15 protein-coding genes are annotated in these 14,263 nt (G+C 68.6%); 8 read left to right on the plus strand and 7 right to left on the minus strand.

Features of this window, described 5'->3' with window-relative positions:
* Positions 1-45 precede the first annotated feature (45 nt).
* Entirely contained in the window at positions 46-1,101 is a 1,056-nt protein-coding gene (locus WJ16_RS20410; RefSeq protein WP_069258930.1) for a 4-hydroxythreonine-4-phosphate dehydrogenase PdxA, read from the minus strand.
* A gap of 115 nt (positions 1,102-1,216) precedes the next feature.
* Here WJ16_RS20410 and WJ16_RS20415 point away from each other — a divergent pair, with 115 nt between their 5' ends.
* Positions 1,217-2,164: a LysR family transcriptional regulator gene (locus tag WJ16_RS20415; protein WP_069258931.1), complete on the plus strand. Its 948-nt coding sequence runs from the start codon at positions 1,217-1,219 to the stop codon at positions 2,162-2,164.
* Between the two features lie 264 nt (positions 2,165-2,428).
* Here WJ16_RS20415 and WJ16_RS20420 read toward each other — a convergent pair whose 3' ends face one another.
* Positions 2,429-3,697: an MFS transporter gene (locus tag WJ16_RS20420; RefSeq protein ID WP_069258932.1), complete on the minus strand. Its 1,269-nt coding sequence runs from the start codon at positions 3,695-3,697 to the stop codon at positions 2,429-2,431.
* 191 nt (positions 3,698-3,888) lie between these two features.
* Between WJ16_RS20420 and WJ16_RS20425 the strand changes: the two genes are divergently transcribed.
* Complete coding sequence (locus tag WJ16_RS20425; RefSeq protein WP_069258933.1) at positions 3,889-4,575, plus strand: hypothetical protein; 687 nt, start codon at positions 3,889-3,891, stop codon at positions 4,573-4,575.
* A 43-nt stretch (positions 4,576-4,618) separates the two neighbouring features.
* Here the strand turns inward: WJ16_RS20425 and WJ16_RS20430 are convergent, their stop codons facing one another.
* From WJ16_RS20430 to WJ16_RS20440, 3 genes are all read right to left on the minus strand, one after another.
* Positions 4,619-5,704: an ATP-binding protein gene (locus WJ16_RS20430; RefSeq protein WP_069258934.1), complete on the minus strand. Its 1,086-nt coding sequence runs from the start codon at positions 5,702-5,704 to the stop codon at positions 4,619-4,621.
* Positions 5,705-5,708: 4 nt separating this feature from the next.
* Positions 5,709-6,446 carry a response regulator gene (locus tag WJ16_RS20435; protein ID WP_107310687.1) on the minus strand — a complete coding sequence of 246 codons (738 nt, stop codon included), beginning with the start codon at positions 6,444-6,446 and terminating at the stop codon, positions 5,709-5,711.
* Positions 6,447-6,551: 105 nt separating this feature from the next.
* Positions 6,552-7,445, minus strand: a complete 894-nt coding sequence (locus tag WJ16_RS20440) for a LysR family transcriptional regulator (RefSeq protein ID WP_236858358.1) — start codon at positions 7,443-7,445, stop codon at positions 6,552-6,554.
* A gap of 173 nt (positions 7,446-7,618) precedes the next feature.
* Here WJ16_RS20440 and WJ16_RS20445 point away from each other — a divergent pair, with 173 nt between their 5' ends.
* Positions 7,619-8,632, plus strand: coding sequence for an NAD(P)H-quinone oxidoreductase (locus WJ16_RS20445; RefSeq protein WP_069258936.1), 1,014 nt, complete (start codon positions 7,619-7,621; stop codon positions 8,630-8,632).
* Positions 8,633-8,764: 132 nt separating this feature from the next.
* On the opposite strand, the gene WJ16_RS20450 is transcribed toward WJ16_RS20445, so the two are convergent.
* Both WJ16_RS20450 and WJ16_RS20455 read right to left on the minus strand, forming a co-directional pair.
* Entirely contained in the window at positions 8,765-9,103 is a 339-nt protein-coding gene (locus WJ16_RS20450) for a hypothetical protein (RefSeq protein WP_157126838.1), read from the minus strand.
* A gap of 172 nt (positions 9,104-9,275) precedes the next feature.
* Positions 9,276-9,431: a DUF3309 family protein gene (locus WJ16_RS20455; protein ID WP_069258938.1), complete on the minus strand. Its 156-nt coding sequence runs from the start codon at positions 9,429-9,431 to the stop codon at positions 9,276-9,278.
* Between the two features lie 209 nt (positions 9,432-9,640).
* On the opposite strand from WJ16_RS20455, the gene WJ16_RS20460 reads away from it, so the two are divergent.
* From WJ16_RS20460 to WJ16_RS20480, 5 genes are read left to right on the plus strand one after another with little or no spacing between them, the layout of a single operon-like run.
* The gene (locus WJ16_RS20460; protein ID WP_069258939.1) at positions 9,641-10,315 is read left to right on the plus strand and encodes a histidine phosphatase family protein; all 675 of its coding nucleotides are present in this window, start codon (positions 9,641-9,643) and stop codon (positions 10,313-10,315) included.
* A gap of 19 nt (positions 10,316-10,334) precedes the next feature.
* Positions 10,335-11,366 (plus strand): phosphotransferase, encoded by a 1,032-nt coding sequence (locus tag WJ16_RS20465; RefSeq protein ID WP_069258940.1) that lies wholly within the window; start codon positions 10,335-10,337, stop codon positions 11,364-11,366.
* A gap of 54 nt (positions 11,367-11,420) precedes the next feature.
* Complete coding sequence (locus WJ16_RS20470; protein ID WP_069261050.1) at positions 11,421-12,185, plus strand: SDR family oxidoreductase; 765 nt, start codon at positions 11,421-11,423, stop codon at positions 12,183-12,185.
* A 7-nt stretch (positions 12,186-12,192) separates the two neighbouring features.
* Positions 12,193-12,951: an SDR family NAD(P)-dependent oxidoreductase gene (locus WJ16_RS20475; protein WP_069258941.1), complete on the plus strand. Its 759-nt coding sequence runs from the start codon at positions 12,193-12,195 to the stop codon at positions 12,949-12,951.
* A 33-nt stretch (positions 12,952-12,984) separates the two neighbouring features.
* Complete coding sequence (locus tag WJ16_RS20480; RefSeq protein WP_069258942.1) at positions 12,985-14,229, plus strand: acyl-CoA dehydrogenase family protein; 1,245 nt, start codon at positions 12,985-12,987, stop codon at positions 14,227-14,229.
* Positions 14,230-14,263 lie beyond the last annotated feature (34 nt).

Here is a 14,263-nt window from a genome sequence, read left to right on the forward strand (position 1 = left end):
TGTCTCCGGTAATTGGTGTTGTCGGGTGCGGGAGGCGCGCGAACGTCACGCCGAAACGGTGGCAGTGCGGCGCGCGGCGCCCATCCGGCACGCGATCTGCAGCGCCTGCCAGGTTGCGCCGACGTCGGCCGTGCCGCGGCCCGCGATGTCGTACGCGGTGCCGTGCGCGGGCGTCGTGATCGGCACGGGCAGCCCGCCCTGCACGGTGACGCCGCGCGAGAAGCCGAGCAGCTTGATCGCGATCTGCCCCTGGTCGTGGTACATCGTGACGATCGCCTGGTAGTCGCCGGCCTGCGCCTTCAGGAAGATCGTGTCGGCGGGGAACGGGCCGTGGAACGGCGCGTCGGTCGGCCAGTCGCGCGACTGCAGCTTGCGCACCGCCGGCTCGATGATGTCGACTTCCTCGCGGCCGCAGCTGCCGCCGTCGCCGCCGTGCGGGTTGAACGCGGCGATCGCCACTTTCGGCGCCGCGACACCGTTCGCGAGCAGCGACCGGTAGATCAGTTCGGAGGCCTGCTCGATCCGCTCGATGCTCAGGTAGCGCGGCGCATCCTTCAGCGGAATGTGCGACGAGATGCGCGCGGTCCACAGCTCGCCGAGCGTGTTGAATTCGCAAAAGTAGCCGGTCACGCCGAGCGCTTCGGCGAAGTGGTGCAGCTCGTCCTCGTGTTTCAGCCCGCCGAGCTTCATCGCGTACTTGTTCAGCGGCGCGAAGCAGATCGCGTCGATGTCGCCGGCGAGCGCCGCGTCGAGGCACAGGTCGAGCACGGTCAGCGTCGAGCGGCCGCCGGCTGCGCCGGGCTGCCCGACCGTGACGTCGGCCGGGGCGATCGTGTCGACGGCGACGAACGCGGCGCGCGCGGTCGAGCGCCGGCCGCGCGCGGCGGCGAGCGACGCGACGGGCTCGACGTCGACCGCGACGCCGGCCACGCGCTGGCCGGCTTCCCACAGCCAGCGATCGCCGATCAGCACGAGATTCGCGCGGGAAGTTGCGTCGGGGCGCGCGAGCAGTTTCGCGATCAGTTCGGCGCCGATGCCGGCGGGGTCGCCGAGCGTCAGCGCGACGACGGGCAGGGGGGCGGCGGGCGAGGGGGCGGTCATACGGTGTCTCCGGTGGCGGCGCGTGGCCGTTTGTCTATGGGGTTGATGCTAGGTAGACGGAATGAGTCGGTAAATTGAAAACTCTTGATGAATCGATAACCTGGAGTAATCAGAGATGGGCTCGATCGACCGACGAGACTCGACCCCGCAGTTGCTGAACCGGCTGCGGATGCGGCAGATCGCGCTGCTGCTGGCCGTGGACGAATGCTCGACGCTGCGCGCGGCGGCCGATCAGATGGGCCTCACGCAGCCGGCCGCGACGAAGATGCTGGCCGAACTGGAGAGTGCACTCGGCCAGCGGCTGTTCGATCGCGTCGGGCGCGGGCTCGTGCTGAATCCGGCCGGCGCGCGCGTGCTCGGCTATTTCCGCGGGATCCGCGGCAGCGTGGAGGCGCTGAACCGCGAGCTCGGCGAACTGCAGCTCGGCAGCGCGGGGCGGCTCGCGATCGGCAGCATCATGGCGGCGTCGCCGGGGCGGCTCACCGAGGCGCTCGTGCAATTGAAGGCGCGTTACCCGCTGCTCGCGATCGACATCGCGGTGGATACGAGCGACCGGCTGATGCCGCAACTGCGCGAAGGCGTGCTCGAAGTGGTGATCGGGCGCCACGTCGGGACCGATTGCGACTTCCGCGTGGTGGACGACGAGGCGCTCGCGATCATCGCGGGCCGCGACCATCCGCTCGCGGGTGCGGGGGCGGTGGAATTCGACGCGCTGCTCGATTACACGTGGATCCTGCAGCCGGCCGGCAGCCCGGCGCGCGAGGTCGTCGAGCGGGAGTTCAACGCCCGGCATCAGCCGATGCCGCGCGGGCTGGTCGAAACGGGGTCGATCCTGACGACGATGAATCTCGTCGACCGCTCGTCGATGCTCGGCGTGATTCCGCTGACGGTGGCGCGGCGCAATGCGGCGCACGGGCTCGTCGCGATCATCGATTACACGCTCGAACAGAAGCTGCCGTCGTACGGCAGCCTCGTGCGGCGCGACCGGCCGCTGAGCATCCCCGCGCAGCAGTTTCTCGCGCTGTTTCACCAGGACGGGGCGGGCGATGACGGCCGCGTGTAACGGGGTGGTTTGCCAGCCGAGGCGGCCGAGCCCGCCGCGCCGGCCGCGTTGGCCGAACCAGCCGCGGCAGCCGGAGCGGCCGAACCAGCCGAGTGAGCCACGCCGGAAGAACCCGCCAAGTCAGCCGCGCCGGCCGAACCAGCCGAACCAGCCAGGCAAACCGGGCCGGTCGCACGCCGCCATCGCGGCACACGGTGACGCGTGACGGCGCCGCCGCCCGGACGGCTGACGCAGGCGAACCCTGAGCGAGCGGTGTCAGTGCGTCTACGGCGCGGCGGGCGCATCGACGAGCGCCGGCATCGATTCCGCGAGTGTGCGCTCCGGCCGGATCCGCAGCGCGGCGACGATACCGATCAGCAGCATCGCGACCGAGCCGATGAACGGCACGGTCCAGCTTCCCGTGCGATCGACGAGATAGCCGAACAGGATCGGCGACAGGATGCCCGAGATCGCGGAGCCCGCGTTCATCATCCCGCTCGCGATGCCGGCGTGGGTCGGCGCGATGTCGCTCGGTACGGCCCAGATCGGCCCGATCGTCAGTTCGAGACACAGGAACGACCCCGACAGGCACAGCGCGACGCCGGCCGTCGAATGCACGAGCGCGAGCGGCAGCAGGCACACGAGCGCGCCGACGAAGCTCGCGACGATCACGCTCTGGCGCGACAGCGCGAGATTGCCGGTCTTCCGGTAGATGCGGTCGCACAGCCAGCCGCCGAGCGTGTCGCCCGCCACGCCCGCGAAGAACACGCCGGACGCGAACAGCGCGGTCGATTTCAGGTTCAGCCCCTGGCCGTTCAGGAAGAACGTCGGCAGCCACGTGAAGAACAGCCACGCGGTCCAGCCGTAGCAGAAGTACACGAAGATGGTCGGCGCCATCCGGCGCAACAGCGGCCCCCACGGCGTCGGGCCGGCCGGCGGCGCGGGGCGTGCGGGATGCGGGCGGCCGCCGGCGGCTGCGTCGCCCAGCGGATGTTCGCGGAAGCCGACGATCCACCACGCGAGCCACACCAGCGTGACCGCGCCGATCACGAAGAACGCGGCGCGCCACGACAGCCAGGTCATCAGCGCGGCGACGATCGGCGGCGTGACCGCGTTGCCGAGCCGCGAGAACGAATGCGTGAAGCCCTGCACGACGCCGCGCCGCTCGCGCGGGAACCAGTGGGTGATCGCGCGGGCCTGGGCCGGCAGCGTCGCGCCTTCGCCGATGCCGAGCAGCAGGCGCGCGGCGAACAGCAGCCCGAGGCTGTGCACGAACCCGGTGGTGAAGGTCGACACGACCCAGATCAGCCCGCAGCCGATCAGCGTGATGCGGGCGCCGAACCGGTCGGCGATCCAGCCGCCGCCGATCTGGCAGATTGCATAGGAATACGCGAACGCGGAGAATGCGACGCCAAGTTCGGTATTCGACAGGCCGAGTTCGGCCTTGATCGCGCCGGCCGCGGTCGCGAGGTTGACGCGGTCGACGTAGAGGATGAACGAAAGCGCGCAAAGCAGCCACAGCGTGTGGCGCCGTTGACGGTGGTCGTTGGGCATGTCTCACTCCATTCTCGTGCGCGGCATGGCGATGACGCCGCGTTCACTGGTCGGGCCAGCATCGCGCGGCGGTGGAGACACTGTCCAATGAATCTTTGGGATCAATCGATAACCCCAGGTGTTCATTGCCGTTTCACGCGCGTCGGCGGCGTCGGCCGCATCCGGCGCAACGGAGCATCACAGGTGAAGAATTGACCGACGACGAAGAACTTTCACTCCGCCGCGAGAGCCGCTTCTGGGAGTGGCCGCCGGTGAAATGGTGGATCCGCGGGCATGGCCGCGGCGGCTATTCGTTCCGTCTGCTGCTGTGGCCGCCGGTGATCGTGTTCGTCCTCGAATTCCTCTGCATGCTGTTCGACGCGCTGTACACCAGCATCGGCATCAGCGCCGTCGCGACGCTGTTCCTCGGCTTCGCCGGATATCACGGCGCGCAGCGCGAATGGCTGGTGCCGTCCGCGGCCACGCGCGCGCTCGTGAAGGCCCGCATGAAAAAGGCGGCCGAGCGGTTCTCGTCGCTCGGCGTAGGCGCGACCGTGCTCGCGATCTTCGTCGCGGCGACGTCGCTGTCGCTCGTGATGTCGGGTCAGCCGGTGCTCGACAGCGCATCGAAGGACACGGTGTCGATCTTCATCGCGCTGGTGTTCCTGCCGGTGTACGTATCCGGCGCGGTGCGCAAGCTGGCGATCGCGCGGATCGAGGAGCTGGAGGCGCTGCGCAACGCGACCGTCGGCACCCGCCTGAAATTCGACCGGGCCGGCGCCGTGCGCGCGGTGGTCGTGCAGGGCGCGGCCGGGAAAGGGACGGTGTCCGTGCGGGAGTACACGGTGCTCGGGTTCCACCCGCCGCTCGAAGAGATCGGGCGCGAACCGCGAGCGTGAAAGCGTAAGGAGGTGAAAGCGCGAAAGCGTTGAGGCCCGCTTCTCAAGCCGGAAAGCGCGCGTTGTCCGGCGTCGGCGCGAGGTTGTCGGGCCATTGCACTTCGAACCGCGTGCCGCCCGCGCCGGTCGGCATGCAGACGGCCTCGCCGTGATGCGCATGCGCGATCGCCGCGACGACCGCGAGCCCGAGGCCGCTGCCGCCCCGTTGCGTGCCGTCTGCGCGCCGGAATGCCTTGAACACGTGCGGCGCGAAGTCGGCCGGGATGCCGGGGCCGTCGTCCTCGACGCGCAGCCGGCACATCCGCTGTTCGATACGCGTCTGGATGCGGATCGCGCCGGGCACCGCATGGCGGCGCGCGTTTTCCAGCAGCGCCAGCAGCGCCTGACGGATGCGCACCGGGTCGCAGCGCATGCGCCGCGTGTCGAGATCGAGCACCGGGTGCTGGCCGGCGGCCTGCATCGCGTGCGCGTACACGTCGACCACGGCGCGCACCTCGGCGGCAAGATCGGTGTCGCGGATCTCGATGCTCAGGTGGCCGCTGTCCGCGAGGCTGACCACGCGCAGATCCTCGATCAGCCGCGTCAGCCCTTCGACCTGCGCGAGCAGGCTGCGGAACTGCGCTTCGTCGGGCTTGAACACGCCTTCGGCGAGCCCCTGCAGGCGCCCGCGCAGCACCGTGACGGGCGTGCGCAACTCGTGCGCGATCGCGGCGTTCCAGATCGCCTGCTCGTTGGTCACGCGCTGCAGTTCGTCGGCGAGCGCGTTGAAGTTGTCCGCGAGCAGCGCGGCTTCGTGCAGCGAGCGGTCGCCCGCGACGGCGCGCGCGTCGAGATCGCCGCGCGCGACGCGGCGAATGCTGTCGGTGACCGAGTTCAACGGCACGAGGATGCGGCGTGCGAGATTGACGGCCACCGCGACCGACAGCACGAGGCCGACCGACGTGGTCGCGATCAGCCACAGCCATTCCGGCGTGGTCGGCAGCCAGCTCTTCGTGTTGAAGTGCGCGGGCCAGTAGTTGAACGCGACGTAGTAGAAAGCAATGGCGGTGAGCACCATCAGCAGCGTCACGCCGAACACCATCCCGGCCATGGTCAGCGCGATCTGCCGGCTCAGGCCGTCGAGCTTCACGGGTTCAGCTCCAGAGCTTGTAGCCGACGCCGCGCACGCTGACGGGCACGCCCTGCACGCCGAGGTCGTCGAGCTTCTTGCGCAGCTTGCTGACGTGGCTGTCCACCGTGCGCTCCAGCGCGTCGCCTTCCGGCAGGCAGGTCGCCATCAGCTCGGCGCGGCTGAACACACGCCGCGGCGCGCGCGCGAGCTGCGCGAGCAGCTTGAATTCGGTGAGCGTCAGCGCGAGCGTGTGCCGTTCGCTGCCCACTTCGAGCGTGGCTTCGTGGCGTTCGAGGTCGATCTCGAACGGCGCGACGCGCAGCACGCGCTGTTCTTCCTGGCGCGCGCCGGCCATCGAGCGGCGCAGCACTGCCTGCGCGCGCGCGACGACTTCGGCGGGATTGAACGGCTTCACCACGTAGTCGTCGGCGCCGATGCGCAGGCCGGTGAGCTTGTCGATGTCCTGGTCGAGCGCGGTCAGCATGATGACCGGCGTGTCGCCGCGATGGCGGATTTCGGCGAGCACCTTCCAGCCGTCGACGTGCGGCATCTGCACGTCGAGCAGCACGAGGTCGGGCTTGAGCTGCAGGTGCAGTTCGAGTGCGCGGCGGCCGTCGGCCGCATGCACGGTGCGCAGGCCGCCGCGCGCGAGATAGGCGGTCAGGATCTCGGCAATCTCGGGTTCGTCCTCGGCGATGAGGACGAGCGCCTGCGCGTCCGGGCCGGCGCTGGAAAGGGGCGGGAGATCAGGCAGGGACATTCGTGTGAATCCGTCGGGGTTTCCATCGAGTCGCCATACTACCGCATGGGAAACGCCGTCGAACGGAGGCCGGGCGGCGGTGCGCGCGGGGGGTGCCGGCGTGTTTTACCGATGCGTGTCGAACGCGGACACGATCTCGTCGATCGTCGCGCGGATGCGCGCGGTGTGGCGCAGGTCGCGATGCGTGACGAGCCAGACCTCATAGGGCGCTTCGCGCATCTGCATGGGCAGGACGCGGGCGAGGCCGTCGCGTTCGCCCATGTACACCGGGATTTCGCCGATGCCGAGGCCCGCGCGCAGCGCGGCGCGCATCATCAGGCTCGAATTCATCCGCGCGACGATGCGCCCGGCGTCGATCGGTACGCCGGCGATCGCCGGCTTCCGGCTCGCGTCGACGTACGGCTGGTAGACGACCAGGTCGTGCCCCGCGAACGCGCTGCCTGGCGCGGGCTCGCCGTGCCGTTGCAGATAGTCGTGCGAAGCGAACAGGCCCATGTCCCAGCACGCGAGGCGGCGCGCGACGAGGTCGGGATTGTCGGGCCGCACGGTGCGCACCGCGATGTCGGCCTCGCGCTTCGCCAGGTTCAGGACGTGAGTCGACGTGTTCAGCGACACGCATACGTCGGGATGCTTCGCATGCAGCCGCGCGATCGACGGCATCACGAATTCGAGCGCGAGCGCATCGGTCGTCGTGATCTTGACCTCGCCGGCGAGCCGCCGGTCGACGCCCTGCGTCAGCCGGACGAGTTCGTGCGCGTGCAGCTCCATCGCCTCGGCGGCGCGCAGCGCCAGCTCGCCGACCGGCGTGGTCAGGTAGCCCTTCGACGAGCGCAGGAACAGCGTGGCGCCGAGCATGTGCTCGAGCTGCGCGAGCCGGCGCCCGACCGTCGCCTGGTCGACCCCCAGCGTCTGCGCCGCGCGGCGCAACGTGCGTTCGCGATGGATCGCGAGGAACACGCGCGCGTCGTCCCAGTTCATCGCTTGTGCTGACTGATGCATTTTTGCATTCCTCGTTCGGCAATTCACTGCGTGCCTGCGAGCGGCACCGTCCCTAGACTGTCTTCACACCCATTGCGATGCCGCGATTCGAGGATGATCCGCGAATCGACCGCGCATCGACGAACGTTGAGGATCATATCGTGACTGATGAAATGAAACCCCTGCCCGCCCGCATGACGGCGATCGAAATCGTGCATCCCGGCGGCCCCGACGTGCTCGTGCCGACCGCGCGCGACGTGCCGTCGCCGGCTCCGGACGAAGTGCTGATCCGCATTCACGCCGCGGGCGTGAACGGCCCCGACGTCTTCCAGCGCAAGGGGCTGTACGATCCGCCGCCCGGCGCGTCCGACATTCCCGGTCTCGAGGTTGCCGGCGAAGTTGTCGCGATCGGTCGCAACGTCACGCGCTTTGCGATCGGCGACGAAGTCTGCGCGCTGATCCCGGGCGGCGGCTACGCGGAATACGCGGTGGCGAACGAGAGCAATACGCTCGCGATTCCCGAGGGCCTCGACATGACGGAAGCGGCGGCGATGCCCGAAACCTTCATGACGGTCTGGCTGAACCTGTTCCAGCGGGGCGGCTTCAGGGCCGGCGAAAGCGTGCTGATTCACGGCGGCGCGTCGGGCATCGGCACGACGGCGACGATGCTGGCGAAGGCGTTCGGCGCGTCGACCATCATCACGACGGTGGGCTCGGACGCGCAGCGCGACGCGAGCCTGCGGCTCGGCGCGGATCTCGCGATCAACTACCGCGACGAGGATTTCGTCGACGCGGTCAAGCGCTTCACTGACGGCAAGGGCGTCGACGTGATCGTCGACATCATCGCGGGCGACTACGTCGCACGCAATTTCGCGGCAGCGGCGATGAACGGCCGCATTGTCCAGATCGGCGTGATCAACGGGCCCGCGAAGGAGCTCGACCTGTTTCCGATGCTCACCAAGCGGCTCACGCACATCGGCTCGACGCTGCGCTCGCGCACCTACGCGGAGAAGGCGCAGATCATCCGCGAACTGGAAGAGGCCGTGTGGCCGCTGATCAGGCAGCGCACGGTGACGCCGCAGGTGTATCAGGCCTTCGACCTGCGCGATGCGAGCGCGGCCCACGTGCTGATGGATTCCGGCCGCCACATCGGCAAGATCGTGCTGCGCACGCCGGCTTTCGCCGCAGCGGGCAAGCATGCCGCGTGAGCGGGCCGTGATTCAGCCCGGCAGACGTGGGCGGCTGAGTTGCAGCGCTTCGCAACTGCCGGACCCTCGGGGCGATCTGGCTGCGAACGACCGCAAGCGTGACGCCACGACGCCGCACGCGCGGATGCCCCGCTATGAACAGTCGAAATACTTCGCGACCGCCTGCCGGTCGCCATCGAAATCGATGGTGGGACACGAGCCGATCTCGGGGCGGCCGCCCCAGGTGAGATGCAGCACGGAATAGCGTCCGGGTTCGTCGACGTGCGTACACAGCACATCGTCGCAACCCAGGGCGTGCGCGACGACTTCGAGACGGCGCCGGTAAAACGGATGCGCCGGGTGTATTTCGGTCTCCAGCTCCGCCTGGATGCGCGCATGATCCGCATCGCACTCGGATGAGTGCGCATCGAAATTGCACCATCCTTCCAGATTCGCCACGGGGGCGACGCGTGCTTGTCCGTCTGCATTCATGGCTTGCGTCTCTTACGGATGACGGTGATCGACGCCGCGTGACGCGCGTCGTTCCGATGAATCGAACGCCGGCCATCCCGGTGTCGCGATGAACACGTTCCGGTATGCCCGGCCGGGCCGTTCGCCATTGTTTCATAAGGGGCGCGGCCTGCCCGGCCGGCGTGCTGCGGCGTCAGATGCGACCCAGCAGCACGAGTATGACGACGATGATGACGATCAGCCCGACGGTGCTCGAAGGCCAGTAGCCCCAGCTTCGGCTGTGAGGCCATGCAGGAAATGCACCGATGAGTAGCAGAATCAGTATGACGATAAGGATCGTACCGAGCATCGCACCCCTCCTGGAATGGATTGGACATCGCGGTTCTCCCGCCGAAGCCGAGTGGAGCAATTCGTGTGCCGCGGCGACGGCGCGCGGGGCGTCGGCAAGATTCGGCAGACACCGAATTCACAAAATGAATACCGGGCGATTCAGAAAATAAAGTTTAAAAATGCGTGCCGGCCCCCTATGCTGAATCCTTCTGATCTGGCGGACAGGCGATGGCTGAACTTTTTCTGGTACGGCACGGGCAGGCGTCCTTCGGCGCGGACGACTACGACCGTTTGTCCGCGGCGGGCGAGCAGCAGGGCGTCTGGCTCGGCGAATACTTCGCGCAGCAGGGCCTGGCGTTCGACCGCGTGGTCTGCGGCACGCAGCACCGCCACGCGCAGACGGTCGACGCGATCCTGCGCGGCATGGGCCGCGAAGGCGCGCCGGTCGAGCGCCATCCGGGCCTGAACGAATACGACTTCCATGGGCTGTTCGCCGCTGCCGCGCACGACTACCCGGACATCGCCCGCCTCGCGGCCGGCTCGATGAAGGAGCATTTCCGCGCGCTCCGGCAGGTGCTGCAGCTCTGGTCGGAAGACAAGCTCGACGATTCGGCGCCCGAGACCTGGGCGCACTTCCAGCAGCGCGTGGCCGATGCGCGCGCGGCCATCCGCCACGGCGGCGGCCAGCGCGTGCTGGCGGTGAGCTCCGGCGGCCCGATCGCGGTCACCGTGCAGCAGGTGCTGGCCGCCCCGCCGGCGAGCGCGATCGCGCTGAACCTGCAGATCCGCAACAGCAGCCTTTCGCAGTTTTTCTTCAACGCCGATGCGTTCCACCTCGCGTCGTTCAATGGGATCCCGCATCTGGAGGATCCCGAACGACACGCGCTGCGAACCTACGGCTGACCCACGAACGATCGCGACGATGACGAATCCTACCCAGCAACTCGACGTAGCCCGCCTCACCCGCTATCTGGAAGCGCACGTGCCGGGCTTCGAAGGCCCGGTCGACACGGAGAAGTTTGCCGGCGGCCAGTCGAATCCGACTTTCCTGCTGAACGCGAAGAGCGGCCGCTATGTGCTGCGCCGTCAGCCGCCGGGCGAACTGCTGAAGTCCGCGCACGCGGTCGACCGCGAATTCCGCGTGCTGAGCGCGCTGTCGGGCACCGCGGTGCCGGTCGCGCGTCCGTATCACCTCTGTGAAGACCGCGACGTGATCGGCAGCATGTTCTACGTGATGAGCTTCGAGGACGGCCGGATCTTCTGGGACCCGGCGCTGCCCGAGCTGCCGAAGGCCGATCGCGCGGCCTGCTACGACGCGCTGCTGCAGACGATGGCCGCGTTGCACGACGTCGACGTCGACGCGGTGGGCCTCGCCGACTACGGCCGCCCGGGCAACTACTTCGAGCGCCAGATCGGCGTGTGGACGAAGCAGTACCGCGCGGCGGAAACGGAGCGCCTCGACGCGATGGAGACGCTGATCGACTGGCTGCCGAAGGCGTGCCCCGCCGACACGGGCCGGCCGACGCTGGTGCACGGCGATTTCCGGATCGACAACCTGATGTTCGCGCGCGACAGCTATCGCGTGCAAGCCGTGCTCGACTGGGAGCTGTCGACGCTCGGCAACCCGCTCGCCGATCTCGCGTATCTCTGCATGTGCCTGCGGCTGCCGTCCGGCGGGCAGGTGCGCGGGCTCGCGGGCCAGGATCGCGCCGCACTCGGCGTGCCGGACGAAGCGGCGATCGTCGCGCGCTATTGCGAACTGCGCGGCATCGAGCCGATCCGCGACTGGCACTTCTACCTCGCGTTCAGTTTCTTCCGGCTCGCATCGATCACGCAGGGCGTGAAGGCGCGCGCGCTGCAGGGCAACGCATCGAGCGAACAGGCGCTGCGCGTCGGCGCGATGGCCGGGCGGCTCGCCGAACTGGCCGTCGGCGTGATCGACGCGCATCGCTGAAGCGGCCGCCACGACGCGCGGCACGACACCATATCAATGGAGGAGCACAGCAACATGGCAACGAATCTGTTCGACCTGACGGGCAAGATCGCACTGGTGACGGGCGCGAGCCGCGGCATCGGCGAGGAAATCGCGAAACTGCTCGCCGAGCAGGGCGCGCACGTGATCGTGTCGAGCCGCAAGCTCGACGACTGCCGGGCCGTGGCCGACGAGATCGTCGCGGCCGGCGGCCGCGCCGAGGCGCTCGCCTGCCACGTCGGGCGGCTCGAGGACATCGCCGCGACGTTCGAGCACATCCGCGGCAAGCACGGCCGCCTCGACATCCTGGTGAACAACGCGGCCGCGAATCCGTATTTCGGGCACATCCTCGATACCGACCTCGCCGCCTACGAGAAGACCGTCGACGTGAACATCCGCGGCTACTTCTTCATGTCGGTCGAAGCCGGCAAGCTGATGAAGACGCACGGCGGCGGCGCGATCGTCAACACGGCGTCGGTGAACGCGCTGCAGCCGGGCGACCGGCAGGGCATCTATTCGATCACGAAGGCCGCGGTCGTCAACATGACGAAGGCGTTCGCGAAGGAATGCGGGCCGCTCGGCATCCGCGTGAACGCGCTGCTGCCGGGTCTCACGAAGACGAAATTCGCCGGCGCGCTCTTCGCCGACAAGGACATCTACGAAACCTGGATGGGCAAGATTCCGCTGCGCCGTCATGCGGAGCCGCGCGAAATGGCCGGCACCGTGCTGTATCTCGTGTCGGACGCGGCGAGCTACACGAACGGCGAGTGCATCGTCGTCGACGGCGGCCTGACGATCTGAGCGCGCGATGAGAATCGACAGCTACGCCGGCCAGGCCGTGATGATCACCGGCGCCGCGAGCGGCTTCGGCGCGTTGCTCGCGAGCGAGCTGGCCGCGATGGGCGCGCGCTTGGCGCTCGGCGACCTGAACGGCGACGCGCTCGAACGCGTGGCCGCGCCGCTGCGCGCGGCCGGCGCCGACGTGATCGCGCAGCGCTGCGACGTGCGCGTCGAGGCCGAGGTGGCGTCGCTCGTGCATGCGGCCGCCGAGCGTTTCGGCCGGCTCGACGTCGGCATCAACAACGCGGGCATCGCGCCGCCGATGAAGGCGCTGATCGACACCGACGAAGCCGATCTCGACCTGAGCTTCGCGGTGAACGCGAAGGGCGTGTTCTTCGGGATGAAGCACCAGATCCGCCAGATGCTCGCGCAGCGCGAAGGCGTGATCCTGAACGTCGCGTCGATGGCCGGGCTCGGCGGCGCGCCGAAGCTGGCCGCGTACGCGGCGTCGAAGCATGCGGTGGTCGGGCTCACGAAGACGGCGGCCATCGAATACGCGCGCCACGGCATCCGCGTGAACGCGGTGTGCCCGTTCTACAGCACGACGCCGATGGTCACCGACAGCGATATCGGCGATCGGCAGGACTTTCTCGCACAGGGCTCGCCGATGAAGCGGCTCGGCCGGCCCGAGGAAATCGTCGCGACGATGCTGTCGCTGTGCGCGAAGGACAACACCTATCTGACCGGGCAGGCCGTCGCCGTCGACGGCGGTGTCTCGGCCTTCTGACCGAACCGAACGAACGGAATCGAGGAGTCGATCATGGACTTTGGCTATACCCCGAAAGTGGAAGAACTGCGCAGCCGCGTGCGCGCATTCATGGACGCGCACATCGTGCCGCGCATCCGCCAGTGGAACGAGGAAGTGCACGCGGGCCAGTACCCCGTGTCGTTCATGGAGGAGCTGAAGGAGCGCGCGAAGGCGGAAGGGCTGTGGAACCTGTTCCTGCCGCACCTGAAGGACGACGAGCCGGGCACGGGCCTGACGAACCTCGAATACGCGCCGCTCGCCGAGATCATGGGCCGCGTGGGCTGGGCGTCGGAAGTGTTCAACTGCAACGCGCCGGACACCGGCAACATGGAGCTGCTGCACATGTTCGCGTCGCCGGAGCAACGCGAGCAGTGGCTGAAGCCGCTGCTGCGCGGCGAGATCCGCTCGGCGTTCGCGATGACCGAGCCGGACGTGGCGTCATCGGACGCGACGAACGTCACGACGCGCATCGAACGCGTGGGTGACGAGTACGTGATCAACGGCCGCAAGTGGTTCATCACCAACGCCGCGCATCCGAACTGCAAGATCTTCATCGTGATGGGCAAGACCGATCCCGAGGCCGAGTCGCACCGGCAGCAGAGCATGATCCTCGTGCCGCGCGACACGCCGGGCGTGACGATCGTGCGCAACATCACGGTGGTCAATCACGTCGCGCCGGAAGGGCACTGCGAAATCACATTCGACAACGTGCGCGTGCCGGCGAGCAACCTGCTCGGCGAGGAAGGCAGCGGCTTCGCGCTCGCGCAGGCCCGCCTCGGGCCGGGTCGTATCCACCACTGCATGCGCTCGATCGGCGCGGCCGAGCTGGCGCTGGAGCTGATGGTCGACCGCGCGCAGTCGCGCGTCGCGTTCGGCAAGCCGCTGAACCGGCACGGCACGGTCGGCGACTGGATCGCGCGTTCGCGCATCGAGATCGAACAGGCGCGGCTGCTCGTGCTGAAGGCCGCGTGGATGATCGACAAGGTCGGCGCGAAGGCCGCGCGCAAGGAAATCTCGATGATCAAGGCGCTGGTGCCGACCGTGTACACGAACGTGTGCGACCGCGCGATGCAGGTGTTCGGTGCCGCGGGCCTGAGCCCCGATACGCCGCTCGCCGACCTGTGGACCTGGGGCCGCGCGCTGCGCTTCGCGGACGGCCCGGACGAGGTGCACCTGCAGGCGATCGCGCGGATGGAAATCAAGGAGGGCGAGCCGGGCTCGACGGCCGCGTACCTGACGCCGCCGCCGCGCGCCTGAGCGTCGCGCCGCGATGCGCCGGGCCGTGGACGAA

This window comes from Burkholderia metallica (assembly GCF_001718555.1).
Classification (GTDB): Bacteria; Pseudomonadota; Gammaproteobacteria; order Burkholderiales; family Burkholderiaceae; genus Burkholderia; species Burkholderia metallica.